This is a genomic window from Heyndrickxia acidicola (genome assembly GCF_001636425.1).
In the GTDB taxonomy this organism is placed as follows: Bacteria; Bacillota; Bacilli; order Bacillales; family Bacillaceae_C; genus Bacillus_AE; species Bacillus_AE acidicola.
Window position 1 is genome coordinate 3,613,712 of the sequence record NZ_KV440953.1, and the last position, 17,194, is coordinate 3,630,905.

A 17,194-nucleotide genomic window follows, 5' to 3' on the forward strand; every position below is an offset into this window, starting at 1 on the left:
ATTTCATCACTTCATCAATTTACCACTTTACTAAACTAAAGGATTTTAGTATGATAGATTTATATTAAACAGCACATACTTAAAATATATCCTTAGGGTTTTGATAGAAAGGTGAAGTCATCATGAACAACAAAAAATGGGGATTGTGGATTCTCACAACCTTCGTCATTGGAAATATGGTTGGAGGCGGAATTTTTATGCTGCCGGCAAATCTGGCTCAGGTTTCGAGTCCATGGGGATCAACACTTGCATGGATTGCTACAGGTCTGGGTGTTTTCATGATTGCCCTTGTGTTCGGGAATCTGTCTGTTCGGAAGCCTGAATTAAAGGCAGGCCCGCAAAGCTACGCACAGGCCTTAATGCCTTCTGCCAAATCAGGTAAAGTGGCAGGGTACAGCATGGCATGGGGCTACTGGGCAGCAAACTGGTCTGCTACAGCATCTGTTATTATTTCATTTGCGGGTTATTTGTCTACGTTCTTTCCGGTTATGCAAAGTACAAAAGTGCTTATTACGTTAGGTTCTTTTCAGCTTGAGATCGGCAAATTTATTACGTTTATGGTGTGTACGGTTATGCTCTGGGGGATTCAATGGATTTTGGCAAAAAGCTTTAATGCAGCTGGCAGCTTGAATTTACTTGCCACAGTAGCAAAAGTCATTGGTTTTACGCTTTTTGTGGTAGTTGTTGTTTTTGTTTTTAATGCGGCTAACTTTGGAAATGCAAATGATTATATAAATGCAAAAGGCCACCATGTGCTATTGGGAGGCCAGGTGAATGCAGCAGCTATTGCGACACTTTGGGCATTCATCGGTATTGAATCAGCTGTTATGCTTTCGAACCGTGCCAAATCGCAGGGGGATGTAAAGAAAGCAACGATTCTTGGTCTCATCATTTCCATTTTAATTTATATCGGTATTACCCTGCTGACAATGGGTGCACTTACCCAGCATCAATTAATGAATTCACAAAAACCGTTAGTGGATGCCCTGAAAGAAGTTGTTGGTTCAAATGGGGCCTATATTCTGGCCATTCTTGCTCTTATTTCTTTATTTGGTTCAACTGTCGGCTGGATTGTGGTAAGCTCTGAGGTTCCGTATCAGGCGGCTAAAACAGGATTATTTCCGAAGTTCTTTGCAAAAACAAACAAGAATGGCAGTCCCAAAAATTCATTAACAATCACCAATGTGATGACGCAGCTGTTTTTATTTTCTACCATATCCGGAACCATTTCCACAGCTTATAACTTTGTTATTGTGGTTGCAACACTCGCCTATCTGATTCCATACCTGGTTTCAGCGGTTTATCAATTAAAGCTTGTGATCACAGGAGAAACCTATGACCAAATTAAAGGTTCCCGTGCGCTGGATGGGATTATTACAGTGCTTGCGTTGATTTACTCTATTTGGGTCATTAAAACAGGGACCAGTGATATGAAGACCTTCTTTTTGGGTATTGGCCTGTTCGTTGTTGGGTTGATCTTATATCCTTTTATTATGAGAGAAAAAGAACAAATGAAGATTTAATGCTTTTTTCGTATAAAGCAACAGAACAAACATACAGAGCAAAAAAAACCGGCAGGAAATCTGCCGGTTTTTTGCTTATATGGCCCTAGCCTAGCCTATATAAAGTTTAGTGAAGAAAGTGTAGTTAATTAGTTATCTTGTGACTCTTCTTTTTTGTTGTAATCTTTATCGTGATCGTTTTTGTTTTTATGATCTTCGAATTTCTTCAGTGCAGGTTTGAAATGCTTGTGAAGATCCTGAACTTTTTTGATTTCTGACTTGATAGCATCCTGTAGGGAAGTCATTTTAGCAGTAACGCTATTCAATGTAACAGTAGCTGCTTCATCCTTTTTCGTTACAGCGTTTAATTGTTTTTGAATGCTTGTAAGCTGGTGACTGTAAGCCATTAGTTTTCCGAGCGTGCTTTTGTATACACCCATTTCAGCTTTTTTGGTTTCAGGTTTAGCGTAAAAAGCATCGACTTTTTTAGTAAGAGCCTGTACCTTTTTATTTTCCATGCTAACTTTGTTAGTTAGAAAAACATCCAGCTTTTTAGCTTCTACTTTTGTAGCTTCTTTTTCGTTCAGCTTTTTTGAAATATAATGAATATCTTTTACTTTTGTAATGTGTTGACAAGTCTCATCCTTATGTACGTGTGTTGATGCAGAAGCATTGATTGAAGGTGCAGCGATTAACCCTAAAGCTAATGCACAGCCCGCAGCTTTTAATACTGTTTTTTTCATTTACTTCATCTCCTTGTTCTTTTATTTCAATATAATTTTCGGGGCATATATCGATTTTATAGGGAGTGCTGAAGGAATTTTCAAAAAACGAAACCATAGTACCGGCAAAGAGAGAATAAATGGATGGTACAGGTTCATTAGTAGGATAAAACACAAAAAGCTGGCCCTATAATTAGGACCAGCTTTTTGTATATAAATTGAAATTAAAGGCTCATACGAAGGATTTCGCGTACATCGTCTTCGCTAAGCTTTTTGAAGTTGCCGATAGGACCGAATGGAAGTGCTTTTTTCGCCATTACATCCAGCTTGTCGTCACCAATGTTGTAGTCAGCTAAACGGCTTGGAGCACCGATACGGTCAAAGAAGGAACGAACGGCTTGAATCCCCTCTAAAGCAATTTCTTCATCCGATTTGCCTTCAGGATCTACATCCCATGCTTCAACAGCAAAGCGTTTAAAGCGGGATACATCTTCTTTGTACACATATTTCATCCAGTTCGGGAAGATAATCGCAAGGCCGCCGCCATGTGGAATGTCATAAACAGCACTGACTGCGTGCTCAATGGAGTGGGTAGCCCAGTCGGTCTCCACACCCATTGCCAAAAGGCCATTTAATGCCATTGTAGAGCTTAGCATTAAATTAGCGCGTGCATCATAGTCTTCTGGATTGTTGATTGCTTTTTCGGCATTGTTTACAACGGTTTTAATGATTGTTTCAGCTAAACCAGTTGTAAGAGGCACTTCAGGTGTATGGGTAAAATATTGCTCAAACACATGAGATAATGTATCGGAAATTCCGTAAATGGTTTGGTCTTTAGGAACAGAGAAAGTATTTTCCGGATCTAAAATAGAGAAGGTTGGAAAAGTCATACCTGCCCCATGCTTTTGCTGCGTTTCCCAGTTTGTTACAACAGAACCGCGGTTCATTTCAGAGCCAGTTGCAGAAAGAGTCAGTACAGTACCGAGTGGAAGTGCATCCTTTACAACAGCTTTTCTTTCATAAAAATCCCACACGTTTCCATCATATTTAGCTCCGCCTGCCATGGCTTTAGCAGCATCAATAACGCTTCCTCCGCCAACAGCCAGAATCCATTCAAGGCCGTTTTCGTGAATAAGATCAATCCCTTTTTGGACAGTAGTCAAACGAGGATTTGGTTCTACGCCGGAAAGCTCAACAACTTCAGCGTTTTTTTCGTTGAAAATGGCTTGCAGTTTGTCATATAATCCTGACTTTTTGATGCTGCCGCCACCATAAACGAGCAAAAACTTATTGCCTAGCTGATCAATTTTGTCGCCTAGTTTCTCAAGCTGGCCTTTTCCGAAAATCAATTCAGTAGGATTATGAAAAACAAATGAATTCATTTTAAAACCTTCTTCCATAAGTTTTTTGATTTTTACAGTAAGCACCCAGCATCTGCATGCTGGTTTCTTGTGAAAAATAATAATGCTCCCGTTAAAATGGGCAATTCCACATTATTATTTGTACAACGAGTAATTTTAGCACAACTTCTTTTTGGAATCATTTAAGATGCTTTAAGCCTTATTTAATTTTTGGGCTATATCCTATAATCAGGAAATAAACCTGCTTGGCGGCTAGGAGGCAGACAAAAATGGGGAGCTATACTGCAGAGCTTATGAATACTGAATTTTATATTGAAGTATCAGATCAAACAACTCCTGGCTGGGAGGAGCAGGTTGATCATTGGCTTCGCTATGTAGATGCGGAATGGTCAAGGTTCAGGAACAATAATGAGCTTGATCAGTTAAACCGGGCGCCGATAGGAACAGAACTTGTGCTCTCTCCTCCTTTGTATGATGTTTTAAGAACAGCGGATCAGTATCGAATTAAAACACAAGATCGATTTTCTCCTTATTTAAAAAAAGCATTGGAGCAGCAGGGATATAACCGGAGTTTTCCATTTTCCTCATCGGAAAGCTCAGTTCTTGAATCCTTTATTGTCGAAGAGAACCCGTACGTATTTAAAGAAGACTTTACTGTTGTCAAAAAAACAGAGAGGCAGATTGATCTTGGGGGTATCGGCAAGGGATACGCAGTGCAAGGGGCTGCAAAGTGGCTTCAGGAGCACGGCGCGGTTTACGGGCTTGTAGATGGCGGCGGCGATATGGCAGTCTGGTCTGATGGGGAAAAACAATGGAAGATTGGTGTTTCCGATGCTTGGGACAGCAGCAGGCAGGCTGGGGTGTTTACTTTTAAAAATGCAAGTATTGCAACCTCCAATCGGGTGTATCGAAGCTGGACACAGGGCACAGAACAAGAACAAAAGCACCATTTGCTTGATGGGCGGACGGGAAAAGTCCTTGATTCTGATATTGTACAAGCAACAGCGGTAGCGTCCAATTGTGCAGAAGCGGAGGTTGCGGCAAAAATGTGTTTCTTGTTAAAGGAAGAAGAAAGAGAACAATGGTTTAAGAACGAGATGCCTGATGTCCATTACTTATTGTTGAAAGCGAATGGAGAATTGGTGCCAAGGAATAAAGGAAAAAATAATACTAAATTAAGAACTGGCAGGGGATCAGCTTTTCATTAAGGGGGGCGAGTGCTGCAGTGAAAATCAACCTGCAGGAAATACACGGCACTGTCTTTGTCTCTTTTAAAGCCCGTTATTAAACTGATCACATTGTTGATTTGAGTGGACGAGACTCCTGCGGGGACGTGTTAGGAGAGACCCTGCAGCAGCATGCGGCGAGGAAAAGCTACCTGCAGCGGAAATCAACAGGCAATATTAATAAAGTCCTTTAAAAATAAGAGAAACAAGAGGTGTGATAAATTGAAACAAAATAAAAAAGCAAAATGGATTGTAGGCACAGCGGGTGTAGCCTTTTCTGCTTTTGTTTTAAGTCAATTTAGTCCTGTTCAAACGGCAAATGCCAATCAAACGGGGGCTCAGCAGGAACAGCAGCAAAACCAAGACCAGAATAATGCGTCATATGGTTTTTCCGGCCGCGATAGCCAGTTCAGCAATAACAGTGACAACAGTGCAGGCCAAGACGGCGGATCGGAATGGAACTTTGATCCATCTCAGGGCAGCCAGAATTTTAATCAAAATGGATTTACTGATAGGCAGTCGGGAAGGTCATGATAGCAGCGATAAGAGGATTGAATGTGTCCCAATACCTTCAGCTATTTGATACATGGCATATTATTAGGCTTTTAGGCTTTCTGGGATACTTTTTCTTTTCCATGTCATTAGCTTTTGGAATACTAAGCAGGATGTCGGTCTTTAAGAAGAAAAAAGGCTTTTTCAACCTCATCCATATGTCTGCAAGCTGGGCAGGACTTTTTTCGGTATTAGGGCATGTACTCGTCTTGCTGATCGATCATTATCAGCCTTATACAATTCTGGAGATTATTGTTCCTTTTGCAGCCCGCTACCAAACAGTGGCTTCTGCGTTGGGTACAATTGCCTTTTTCATTTTTGTAATAGTCCTGTTTACCTCGGATGTTTTAATAACCAAAATGAAAAAATCTACTTGGAAATGGATTCATTTGTGGGTGTTTCCATCGTGGATATTGATGTTGTTTCATGGAGTTTTTATCGGAACCGACAGCTCAACCCGATGGGGAGCGTGGGTGTATGGTGCCTCAGCTGCTATTATCGTTCTTCTTTTCGTGGTTAAGGCAATGGACAGAGGTCAGCGGAAAACGAATGAAATGGGAATGAGAGCAAGAAGATGATTATGATGAGATGGAATGAACAAGTCAGCGAATAGTCGTTGGCTTTTTTTATTGGTTCCTGCCAGCTGCTTTGGACATTATGGTGAAATGATGGAAAGCCTATAGGAAAAAATAATTATGTGAGAAAAACTAACATGTTTATAGAATATACTGTATTTTCATAATAGGATAGAAAATATAACAAATGTATGTAATTAAAATTCACATAAAAAGGGGGACGAAAGATGGATTCGGTATTTATGTTTATATCCACCGTGATAGTTTGGGTGATGACACCGGGAATTGCGCTTTTTTATGGGGGGGCTTGTCCGACGGAAAAATGTTTTGAGTACAGCAATGTATAGCTTTGGTGCTATAGCAGTTGTATCGATTTTGTGGATTGCTGCGGGTTATTCCCTTGCTTTTTCGACGAAGGGCAATGCATTTATTGGAGGGTTGAATTGGCTGGGACTTAATGGGGTTGGGTTTCATCCGAATGCGGATTACAGCTCCACTGTCCCGCATAATTTATTTATGATGTTCCAGTTGACCTTTGCGGTTTTAACGGTAGCCATTATTTCGGGAGGCTTCGTTGAGAGGATGAGGTTTTCGGCCTATCTGCTATTTATTGTTCTTTGGTCTTTATTGGTTTATTCTCCTGTTGCCCATTGGGTTTGGGGTGTAGGCGGTTGGCTTCGAAATTTGGGGACACTGGATTTTGCCGGTGGGAATGTTGTTCATATATCGTCAGGGGTAACGGCTCTTGTAATGGCTATTATGCTTGGAAAACGCAAGGATTTGGAAGAATCTCACCAGCATAATTTAACGCTGACGGTTATAGGAGGGGCGCTCATCTGGTTCGGCTGGTACGGATTTAATGTAGGGAGTGCTTTAACGCTGAATTCGGTAGCAATGACGGCTTTTGTGAATACCAATACAGCGGCGGCAGCCGGGATTATTGGCTGGGTACTTTTTGAGTGGGTAGTTAAAAAAAGACCGAGTCTTGTAGGGGCTGTGTCTGGTGCGATTGCCGGGCTTGTAGCCATTACGCCTGCTTGTGGATTTGTTACTCCGCTTTCTGCTGTGATTATAGGTTTTCTTGGAGGGGCCATTTGCTTGTGGGGTGCAACGTATCTTAAAACAAGGTTTGGATATGACGATACTCTCGATGCGTTCGGTTTACATGGAATCGGAGGGGCGTGGGGAGGGATTGCTACAGGGCTTTTTGCTACTACTTCCGTTAATTCGGGAGGAGCGAATGGTTTGTTTTATGGTGACCCGGGCTTGCTTGTAAAACAGCTTATTGCCATAGTGGCTACGGCAGTTTTTGTTAGTGTAGCAACGTTTATTTTGGTGAAAGTGGTAAATGTCTTTGTGCCGATGAGGGTAAATGAAGAGGATGAAAAGGTAGGATTGGATTTAATCTTGCATGGGGAGAGAGCTTATCAGGATTAATGGGTAATTTTTGGGGGTGCACGGTGAGCCGCTTTGCTGATTGGCAAAGAGGCTCTTTTTTAGTGAATGGGGAGTAGTAGATTTCTTTTGTATGGTAAAGCGTTAAAGGGGTCTGACCCCTTTAGTGCAGTGAAGTGTTAAATTGCAGTGGCTCTGTGGCTCTTATAAGTAATAAAAAACCTGTCCCCGAGTTGGGACAGGTTTTTGTTCCGAAATACGACTGCAAACATTAGCCTTGTTTGTACTTCTGTATGTCATGCTTTCGATTAATCGGAATCCGGATAATAGGGATTTAGGTGAATCAGAACCTCCTGGATATGATCGTTTTCCTTCATAAGGGCATCCTTGATATTTCGGCCCAAATCATGCCCTTCTTTGATGGTTTTAAAATAATCAATCGAAATGCGGATATCGACCAATATGTAATTGCCATGCTCTCTTGCCCGAATGCGGTCAATGCGCCTTACTTCGGGGAAGGAAGAGATGGTGGAAGAAAACTCTTCGATCAGTTCGTTATCGATGTTGCTTTCCATTAAGATGTTAAAGGAATTGGATAGAAGCTCTTTTGCGATATTAAAAATAAGGTAAGCGACAAAAATACTGGCAAGCTTATCTCCATATAATAAGAAAACGACATGAAGCTTGCTTCCTAGAATGGATAAGACAACCCCGAGGGCTGCTGCGATGGAAGCGACAATATCTGCTTTGTGGTCGAATGCGATGGCTTCAATTGCTTTGCTGTTATAGTTTTTGGCTACTTTCATAGAGTAATTATAAAGAAGTTTTTTGGCAACGAAGGAGAATAAGGCAACCCACATGGCGAGAAGTGTCGGTGCTTCAAGCGGATGGAAGATTCCCATAACAGCCTCGTACACAACGTATAATGAGACGAGTAAGAGTAAAAGTCCTACTATACCTGATACAATTACCTCCGCTTTTCCGTGTCCGTAAGGGTGGTCCTCGTCTGCTGGTTTATTTGCCAGTTTAATGACAAGCACAACAATGACAGATGCGAATACATCAGCCGCTGAGTGTATCCCGTCTGCGAAAACTGCGTCACTATGTCCGTAGGAGCCGAGAATGACTTTTCCTAATGTTAGGGCTATGTTGCTCCATACGCTGATCCATGCAACTCTTTTTGCGATGGACTCCCGGTTTATTTCCATTTATTCCACCTCTAAATGCTATATAAAATGAGTGCTTTTTAATAGTAGCATTCCCAATTAGTGTGGGTCTAGAGCAAGTAATTTAAACTTATCAATACTATTGGTGAAACTGAAATTGTCTTAGGGGGAATAAAAAATGTTTCGCGCGGGCAAAAAAGGTTTTTATTTTGGCGGATAAAATAGAAAATTGGTGTGTAAAAAAAACGCTCTTATCATATAGGAGCATTCAATTAAATCTAGGGGTATTTGGAAAAAAACAGCTGTACTTAAACATAAATTAGTAACCTATGCAAAAGATAGTCTTAAAAAGCATAACATTTAGAGTATTGATTTAAGTGGGAAGTAAGGTATGTAAAGCGTCAAGGGGTTAATAATGAGTTGTAGGTAGAAGAATGAATGCAGATGTGGTAAAATAGGTGAGTGACACTGTTCGTGAAATGAAGTATATATTTATCTAATATAACATTAACATAAATAACGCTGGGTGTCAACTATTTTGTTTCTTTAAGGAGGGTTCTTATGGATATTCATCATGATGAATGGATAGAAGAGCAGAAAAGAGTGGACGACACCGTCGATAAGGTAAAGAGAAAGGAAGAGAATTTAAAGGCCAGTGTAGAGCTGGTAAAAGCAGAAGCCACTGAAATTAGAAAAAACTTTTGGGAAGATGTGACGGTGAACCTTGATGAGCCTGACGATGTGGCAGAAACCCATACAAGTATACGCCAGCAGGCAGAGCTGCTTTCTGAGCGGGAAAGAAGCTACGGACATGCTGAGGAGAATGTAAAGACTCTTCGAAGGCTTGCCTATTCCCCTTATTTTGCAAGGATTGATTTTCAAGAAGCGGACGAACCTCTAGAAAAAATCTATATAGGGATTGCCTCGTTCATCAATGAAAAGGATGAGCATCTTGTGTATGATTGGCGTGCTCCCATATCAAGTATTTATTATGACGGCGTACCGGGGCCTGTTTCATATCAAACACCTGATGGATTCAGGGAAGGAGAAATGACGCTTAAAAGACAGTTCTTGATCAGGAGCGGAAAAATCGAAGCGATGTTTGATACAGGCATGACAATTGGGGATGAGATGCTCCAGGAAATGCTTGGGGAGAAAGCAAACACCTATATGAAAAACATCGTATCAACCATTCAAGAAGAACAGAACAGAATCATAAGAGACGCCAAAAGCAATCTGCTTTTTGTTCAAGGTGCAGCCGGAAGCGGCAAAACATCTGCTGCTCTGCAAAGAATTGCTTTTCTGCTTTACCATTTCAGGGATTCTTTGCAGGCAGAACAGATTATTTTATTTTCCCCTAACAAGCTGTTTAATAGTTACATTTCAAAGGTCCTTCCCGAACTTGGGGAAAACAATATGCAGCAAACCACTTTTCTTGATTACGCACAGTCCCGTCTTGGTCCCGCATTTGAGGTGGAAAGCTTGTTTGAGCAGTTCGAAAATAGGGTGAATGACGAATTGGCTGAAGCAGTGTGGAGAAAAGAGGCAATCAGATTAAAAGGAAGCAAAAGCTTTTTCAATGCCGTTCAGTCCTACGCAGAAAACGTAATGAACGATGGACTTATGTTCAGGGACATTCGTTTTCGAGGAGAGACGCTTATTGGGAAGGAAACGATTGCGGAGCTGTTTTATTCTTATGGAAGTTCCTACTCGATGCCAAACCGGATGAACCTTGTGGCAAAAGAGATATTGAGAAAGTTGGCTGTGTTAGCGAAGGAGCAGGAGAAATCTGAATGGGTTGAAGCAGAAATGGAGCTTTTAGACCGCGAAGACTACTTAAAGGCGTACCGCCATTCACAAAAGGGAAGTAAAAAAGAAGGTATCCGCTTTGATTCCTTTGATAAAGAGAAAGGGTTTCTTGCAAAGGAAATTGTGAATCAGCACTTTGCCCGTTTGAAAAGAATGGTAAAACGCTATCGCTTTATAAATCTTAAATCTCAATACATGGATTTCTTAAAGAAGGTTCCTGATTTCATGGACCAACCTCTCCTTTCTTTTAAAACAGAAGAATGGAGCAGAATTATAAAACATACGGAAGAATATATGCAGAAAAAGCGGATTTACATGGAGGATCTCGTTCCTTTCCTTTTTCTTGGAGATTTAATTACAGGAAAAAGATCACAAACATCCATGAAGCATGTTTTTATTGATGAAATTCAAGATTATTCCGAAGCTCAGTTAGCCTATCTTAAGTTTTTGTTTCCTTTCAGCAAATTTACAATGCTTGGAGATATTAACCAGACGATATACGGGTTTGGCCAACAGAATCTTCTCGACTCCATTGTGAAATTGATGGGGGAGGAACGGGCAGAGATAGTCCGTTTGAAAAAAAGCTATCGTTCCACACTTCCGATTACGAGATTTACAAAAGAAATCTTAAAGGGAGGAGAGGAAATCGAGCTGTTTGAACGAGATGGCGACCTGCCTATTGTGGCTGTTGTGCCAGACAAAGCGTCACAAATCGAGCTGATTGCCAAACAAGCAAAAGAGCTGGCAAAAGAAAGCCGTTCGGTTGCGATAATCGGAAAATCAATGAAGGAATGCGAAGAAGCATACAATTATTTGAGTGAGAAGCTGGAAATTACCTTAATGGGTGAAAAAAATACCGAGTTAACAGAAGGTATTATTCTTCTTCCTTCTTATCTTGCAAAAGGCCTGGAATTCGATCATGTGATGATATTGAATGCCTCGAAGGAGAGGTACACTGAAGAATCGGAGAGAACGCTTTTATATACCATGTGTACAAGGGCTATGCATCACCTGTATGTCATAAGTGTGGGAAGGCCGACACATTTACTAGATGATGTACCAGAAGAGTACTACGAGCTGCGGCAGTATTAGTCAAAGGCTTTTTTACTTAGTTTGTTGCATTACGTACAAAGGATCATTCCGTATATTGATTGTCTGTCTTCACGGCATCTTTCTGTAAGCTGTTAAAAAAATTTAATACGGAACCTGAGTTTTTAATCATTTTTCGAGTCCAATAGCAATAAAATTCGAAAAGAGCCTAATCAAAAATGAGAGAAAGTGGTGTCTCTATGGGGACGCTGCTTTTTTGTTAGGGAATGATAAAATGCTTATCATGTGGATATTTTTCTTGTTCAGCTACAGTCGGAAGGTTAGAAACCAAACCTCCTAACCATCATCTCGAGTCTTAAGCCCGGCCGTCTAGAAGGTTAAATAGCAAACCTTCAGCCGACTTGACATATGCTTTTCGCCGATAAGCAGGCCCCTTGCGCTTTTGTTGTTTCGACAGTTACTACAACATTATGATAGTAAATGACAAATTGGGCATAATCGTTTACTCTGTAAATATATGAGAAGAATGCAAGAGTAAACATGGTTAAGGGTATAAGTAGAAGCTCTCCTGTGCACCCATGATTTTCGATAAGTTTTTCTCTTTAATTAGTGAAAGGAAAGGGAGATGCTATCATGCAGATTAAAATTATAAAACGGGAGGCAAGGCAGATATTGCGCGGTAATTGGGGGCCGGCAATACTTGTTGCACTTCTTACGTATGTCCTTAGCGAAGGAGTGCCATTTGCGATTGAACAATTCATCGGAGGAAACGATTCTACGCAAGGGCAGTTATTCAACTTTTTTGTTTCGATTTTATTGTCTCCCCTTACGATTGGATGCACATGGTCCTTTTTATATTTGGCAAGAAGCGGGTCTGCATCGTTTGAACAAATTTTCAGTCCGTCTGCCGAGTTCAAGGATTATCTGAAGTCGCTTGGGCTTTATCTGTTAGTTTATATTTATTCATTCCTGTGGTATTTGCTGTTGATCGTACCGGGTATCATTAAAAGTATTGCTTATTCACAATCCTATTATCTGTATAAAGACCATCCTGATTACACCCCGAATCAGTTGATTACGGAAAGCAGAAGAATCATGAAGGGGCATAAGTGGACGTATTTTTTGCTTATTCTCAGCTTCATAGGGTGGTTTATATTAAGTTTGCTGACACTGGGAATCGGGCTTATTTGGTTAGTTCCATATGTTAAGACATCATTGGGTGTTTTTTATATAAAAATTAAGAATTCAGAAGTATACTAAGAAGGACGGCAATCCGGCAGAATGGCTGGGTTGTTTTTGTATTAGGGGTTTATCGCAGGGAGGAGACGTAAAAATCTGCTAGCCGATAGGCTCCCTTCAACCTGCTAGTTGATTTCCGCTGCAGGCACTCGCTTTCCGCGGGGCGTCCGGGAGCCTCCTCGTCGCAAGCTCCTGCGGTGTCTCCCTATGCCAGCTTTTCCCGCAGGAGTCTCGTGCCTTTCGCTTCAATCAACTTTGGATTCAGTTCTTACTCCAGGCTCTTACTTAGGTATGGGGTAGCACTCTGTTCATCACGCTAGTTCATTTCCGCTCAATCTATAGGTGTAAAATCAGCATAGATTATTAAAATACTTTCTTCATCATATAGGCTTTGGCTAGGGACTTTCTTCCTGTAAGGCATCTTTTTGTGAGGGCTCTTATCGTAAACTCTGTAGCTATGACCAAAAAAGAGGATTGAAAATTAGGTTCTGTATTAAAACTTGTGAATAGCTTACGAAAAGATGCCAAGAAGACAGAAAACCTGCGAAATGATCTATTTGTTTGTAAAGCAATACTCTATGCGAAAACAACCGTATATGAAAGAGGGAGAGAAATGGATTGGAAAGGGAGTATTAATCATCTTCTGTTTTCGGTTTCCGATTTGGAACGTTCGATTGCGTTTTACAAAAATGTTTTTAATGCAAAGCTTTTAGTGAAAGGAAGATCGACCGCTTATTTTGACATGCATGGTCTCTGGCTGGCATTAAACGAGGAAAAAGAAATTCCGAGGAAGGAAATCAATCATTCGTATACGCATATTGCGTTTGATTTGAAAGAAGAAGATCACGATGAAATGGTTAAAAAACTGGTTTCTTTAAAGGTAACTATTCTGAAAGGTAGAGAAAGGGATGTACTTGACAGGAAATCAATCTACTTTACTGATCCCGACGGCCATAAATTTGAATTTCATACTGGCTCCCTGAATGAAAGAATGGAGTATTACAAGCAGAAGAAACCCCACATGAAATTTTATGAGTAATGACAGCTCATATCCTTCTATAAAGGTGATCCTTTTTGCTTTCTGATAAGTGTGAACCCCCAAACAAAGTGGATATGGTAAGACTTTCATGATATGATGATTAGTAGATTGCATGGAAAAGAGGAGGAACATTTTAAGTGAATAAAAAAGAAGTTCTTTCATGGATTAAATCCATTTTGATAGCCTTGGTCATATTCGTTATTATTCGACAGTTCATTTTTGTTCCGAGTGTGGTCGAAGGTGATTCAATGTTGCCAAATCTGCAGAATGGAAATCGGATTATTGTTAGCAGGCTGGGCGATATCCATCATTTTGATAAAATAGTCTTCCATGCTCCGGATGCAAATGAAAATTATGTGAAACGAGTTATTGGAATGCCTGGAGATAAAGTCGAAATGAAGAATGACGTTCTTTATATTAATGGCAAGGCTTATACAGAGCCGTATTTAAAGAAAAATAGAGAGAAACTTGCACCTATGCAGAAACTGACAGGTGATTTTACTCTTAAGGAATTGACGGGTAAAACGACTGTGCCAAAAGGAGATCTCTTCGTTTTGGGGGATAACCGTTTAATTAGTAATGACAGCCGTTATTTTGGCTTTGTTCCGATGAAATCTGTTATTGGGAAAGTGGAGCTCAGGTTCTGGCCTTTAAATGAAGTGGGCGAACCTAAATAAATAATCGAGTGAAAAAAAGGGTTCTCCTATTATTAAAGAGAAACCCTTTTTATTTTTTGCTTTGTTGAAGCCGCCTATCCTATCTAAAGTGAAAGAGCGCTGTTTAAGGGGCCAGTTTACTCGCTGCCTGGTTCAAGGGGAAGGAGAATGGAAAAGCAGGTTCCTTTCCCTTTTTTGCTTATGACCTTTATTTCCCCGTGCATTGACTCAATAATTTTATAGCTTACCATTGTGCCAAGTCCCGTTCCAGATTCTTTTGTAGAATAAAAGGGCAGTCCGAGCCTTTGTAATTCCTCAGGGCTCATTCCAATCCCATCATCTTCAATCTCAATGACAGCTTGTTTGTCTTTTTTCAATATCCGTACATTAATTTTGCCTTTTCCTTTTTGCTGTATTGCTTCTACACTGTTTTTAATAAGATTTAACAGCACCTGTCGAAATTTTTCCCGATTGCCTTTTACGAATAATTTAAAAGCGGGGTGATGGAAGTTAAGAAGAACGTTGTGCAAAGCGGCATAAAAACTGACCGATTTCTGGATGAATAGTATTTCTTCTGCGATATTCAGCCTCTCGATATGGACATCTGTCTTTGCCAGGGATAGATAATCCTGAATGATGCTATTAGCACGGTTGATTTCCTCTAAGGAGATGGAGACATAATATTTATGCTCGGACGATAAATGAGAGTCCTGGCTGAGCATCTGCAGGAACCCTTTTACGGTAGTAAGCGGATTGCGTACTTCATGTGCCACGCTTGCCGCCAGCTGCCCAACAATGTGGATTTTTTCCGTACGTTGAACTTCAAGGTGAAGACGATCATGTTCATCAATGTATTCTCGGATCCAAATATAGCACCAAAGGGTAAGCACCGTGAGAAAAGCCAGGAAAATAAAGAAAGGCAGGCTTTGATAGCTCATATCGGGAATAAAGACGTAGCTTAAACAAATGATTGCTACTATATTAAAGCTGGAAACGGCAATGCCGTATTGAATTTTTTTGACGAGATTTACCCTAATAAAATAGTTGTTTGTTAATAGTAAAAAAACGGCTGTAAGTGGATAGACAATGAAAACGGTGTACATACCGATACCGCCGAGCCAATAACGAAAGGAACACAACACAATGGTTGTCGCAATTCCTACCCAGCCACCTCCATACATAATGGAAAGCATCCAAGGGATAGACCGCAAATCGTAAATTCCGCCTTTTCCTATAACTACCGGATAGGTCATGCAAATGACAATAACAATTGAACAGACAGCAGCTGTAATGAAACGCTGAGCGAAGATATTGCTGATTTTTTTCTTAATATAAGAGTGATGAAAAAGTAATGGAAAAATAATAACAATAACTTGAAATAATATCTCCTTGATCATATAAATCTTCTGGAATCCCCCTATATAAGAAAGTCGTATTTGGAACCAATTCAACTTGGCAGTTTTTAAATGCTGTTTTCGCATAAATTGTTGCTTTACGTACAAAGAATAATTCCGTACACTGCCTGTCTTCGTGGTATCTTTTCGTGGTTTTAAAAAGGGAAAAATCCCCTAATTCTTAATATCTTTTTTTCTCCATTATAAGCTAGATTTTACCTTTATGAAAGTATAGAAGTATTGTCAGCTTTCATATAGGACAGAAGCAGCAAAGTGCGTGACATAGCGGAATCGTTATTTTCTAGTCTGCGAAGGTTTCGCGGCTATGCGGTGAGTAGTGGTTTGCTAAAAACGAGATCCTGGCGGAAAATAAAAATCAAGCAGCCTTATACTGCTTGATTTCCCTTTCATCATTCTCTTTATTCCTTATTAGCTCTACTCATTTTAATTTGTCTTTTTGCGAGAGAGTTAAAGATAATGTTGAACATCAAAACGAAGAATGTTGACGGTGGTATTAATTATTCTTATTGCATAAACCGACTGTCGGTATGTAAATAGGTTGTAATATATTACATTTTGTTAATGGGACTCTATTGTTTTTTAGCTCATTCGTGTGAAACTACCGTTTCACACGCCTTTCAGCTCAGCTGAAAGGTTACAGTAAAGAAAGGAAGCAAAAGCAAACAAGTTTGCTTTTGCTTCCTTTCTTTACTGTAAAATGAGCTAAAAAACGAGCAGTTTCCAATATAGAATTTTTGAGAGACCACCATGCTACTCGATTCGCATCATGGCGCATGAAACCTCTTAACGATATTGCATTTATTATTACCGTAGGTCGGTTTGGCTTGATGCCTCGAACTCGAAATAAAGATATTTTTAGGGTAGCCTTTAAAAAGTGAGCCAAAACCAACAGCAAATAAAAAACCGCTGCCATGCCATTGGGCTGCTAAGCGGTTTAAATAGGGTGAATGCCAGTCTTTTAAAGGCGGAGCGGTACACCCAATTATTCTTTAGGATCCTTCTTAAGGTCCTTCTTATCTGGTAATTCCTCGTCTTCCGCAAATTCAGTGATATAGGCCATTCCCGGGTTAAAACCTGCGGCAGGGGTCCGGCTGGATTCATAAGCTGAATCGGTGCTGGTAAGATAGCGGTGAACCAATACTTCTGCTCCAGTAATAATGACTGCTGAAATAATGCTGCCCCATGCAATCTGCATGTAATTGGTCAGTAAAATGCTTCCAAATATCCAAACGCTCATATAGGCCAGAAGAAAATCGGCAATGGCTGCCGCTTTACTGTTGAAGTGCTTTAGTACAATAAGCTCTCCAAGCAAATAGGAAGCTACCGTTACAGTCAAGCTAAAGGATAGAATATCTACATAATCGGCATCAAAAAACAAGTCTAATCCGATTCCAAACGCAATGGTACACGCTATAAATTTAATGATTAAAACAGTTACATGTCTCATTTTGTATAACCTCCCTTTTCTAATCAGTTTGAGTAAAAAA

The 17,194-nt window shown here is 40.3% G+C and carries 13 protein-coding genes and 1 pseudogene; 9 read left to right on the plus strand and 5 right to left on the minus strand.

The window, feature by feature from the left end:
* Positions 1-122 precede the first annotated feature (122 nt).
* A complete protein-coding gene (locus A5N88_RS16945) occupies positions 123-1,523 on the plus strand; it encodes an amino acid permease (protein ID WP_066268122.1) in 1,401 nt (466 codons plus the stop codon).
* Positions 1,524-1,651: 128 nt separating this feature from the next.
* Here A5N88_RS16945 and A5N88_RS16950 read toward each other — a convergent pair whose 3' ends face one another.
* Entirely contained in the window at positions 1,652-2,245 is a 594-nt protein-coding gene (locus A5N88_RS16950) for a hypothetical protein (RefSeq protein WP_066268125.1), read from the minus strand.
* Positions 2,246-2,448: 203 nt separating this feature from the next.
* A complete protein-coding gene (locus A5N88_RS16955; protein WP_066270626.1) occupies positions 2,449-3,606 on the minus strand; it encodes an iron-containing alcohol dehydrogenase in 1,158 nt (385 codons plus the stop codon).
* 248 nt (positions 3,607-3,854) lie between these two features.
* Here A5N88_RS16955 and A5N88_RS16960 point away from each other — a divergent pair, with 248 nt between their 5' ends.
* From A5N88_RS16960 to A5N88_RS16975, 4 genes and pseudogenes are all read left to right on the plus strand, one after another.
* Positions 3,855-4,793, plus strand: coding sequence for an FAD:protein FMN transferase (locus A5N88_RS16960; RefSeq protein WP_066268127.1), 939 nt, complete (start codon positions 3,855-3,857; stop codon positions 4,791-4,793).
* A gap of 240 nt (positions 4,794-5,033) precedes the next feature.
* Positions 5,034-5,345 carry a hypothetical protein gene (locus A5N88_RS16965; protein WP_157090700.1) on the plus strand — a complete coding sequence of 104 codons (312 nt, stop codon included), beginning with the start codon at positions 5,034-5,036 and terminating at the stop codon, positions 5,343-5,345.
* A gap of 23 nt (positions 5,346-5,368) precedes the next feature.
* Entirely contained in the window at positions 5,369-5,941 is a 573-nt protein-coding gene (locus A5N88_RS16970; protein WP_198160311.1) for a ferric reductase-like transmembrane domain-containing protein, read from the plus strand.
* Between the two features lie 224 nt (positions 5,942-6,165).
* Positions 6,166-7,375, plus strand: a pseudogene (locus A5N88_RS16975) (ammonium transporter).
* A 266-nt stretch (positions 7,376-7,641) separates the two neighbouring features.
* On the opposite strand, the gene A5N88_RS16980 reads toward A5N88_RS16975, so the two are convergent.
* On the minus strand, positions 7,642-8,541 hold the full coding sequence (locus tag A5N88_RS16980; protein WP_066268133.1) for a cation diffusion facilitator family transporter: 900 nt from the start codon (positions 8,539-8,541) through the stop codon (positions 7,642-7,644).
* Positions 8,542-9,060: 519 nt separating this feature from the next.
* Between A5N88_RS16980 and helD the strand changes: the two genes are divergently transcribed.
* The 4 genes from helD to lepB all read left to right on the plus strand — a co-directional run bounded on the left by helD (position 9,061) and on the right by lepB (position 14,313).
* Positions 9,061-11,400 carry an RNA polymerase recycling motor HelD gene (gene helD / locus A5N88_RS16985; RefSeq protein WP_066268135.1) on the plus strand — a complete coding sequence of 780 codons (2,340 nt, stop codon included), beginning with the start codon at positions 9,061-9,063 and terminating at the stop codon, positions 11,398-11,400.
* A gap of 591 nt (positions 11,401-11,991) precedes the next feature.
* Positions 11,992-12,618 carry a DUF975 family protein gene (locus tag A5N88_RS16990; RefSeq protein ID WP_066268137.1) on the plus strand — a complete coding sequence of 209 codons (627 nt, stop codon included), beginning with the start codon at positions 11,992-11,994 and terminating at the stop codon, positions 12,616-12,618.
* A gap of 592 nt (positions 12,619-13,210) precedes the next feature.
* Positions 13,211-13,636: a metallothiol transferase FosB gene (fosB, locus tag A5N88_RS16995; RefSeq protein ID WP_066268139.1), complete on the plus strand. Its 426-nt coding sequence runs from the start codon at positions 13,211-13,213 to the stop codon at positions 13,634-13,636.
* Positions 13,637-13,773: 137 nt separating this feature from the next.
* Positions 13,774-14,313: a signal peptidase I gene (gene lepB, locus A5N88_RS17000; protein WP_066268143.1), complete on the plus strand. Its 540-nt coding sequence runs from the start codon at positions 13,774-13,776 to the stop codon at positions 14,311-14,313.
* A 116-nt stretch (positions 14,314-14,429) separates the two neighbouring features.
* On the opposite strand, the gene A5N88_RS17005 is transcribed toward lepB, so the two are convergent.
* Complete coding sequence (locus tag A5N88_RS17005; RefSeq protein ID WP_066268145.1) at positions 14,430-15,689, minus strand: ATP-binding protein; 1,260 nt, start codon at positions 15,687-15,689, stop codon at positions 14,430-14,432.
* 1,000 nt (positions 15,690-16,689) lie between these two features.
* Positions 16,690-17,154 carry a YndM family protein gene (locus A5N88_RS17010; RefSeq protein WP_066268147.1) on the minus strand — a complete coding sequence of 155 codons (465 nt, stop codon included), beginning with the start codon at positions 17,152-17,154 and terminating at the stop codon, positions 16,690-16,692.
* Positions 17,155-17,194: the final 40 nt, after the last annotated feature.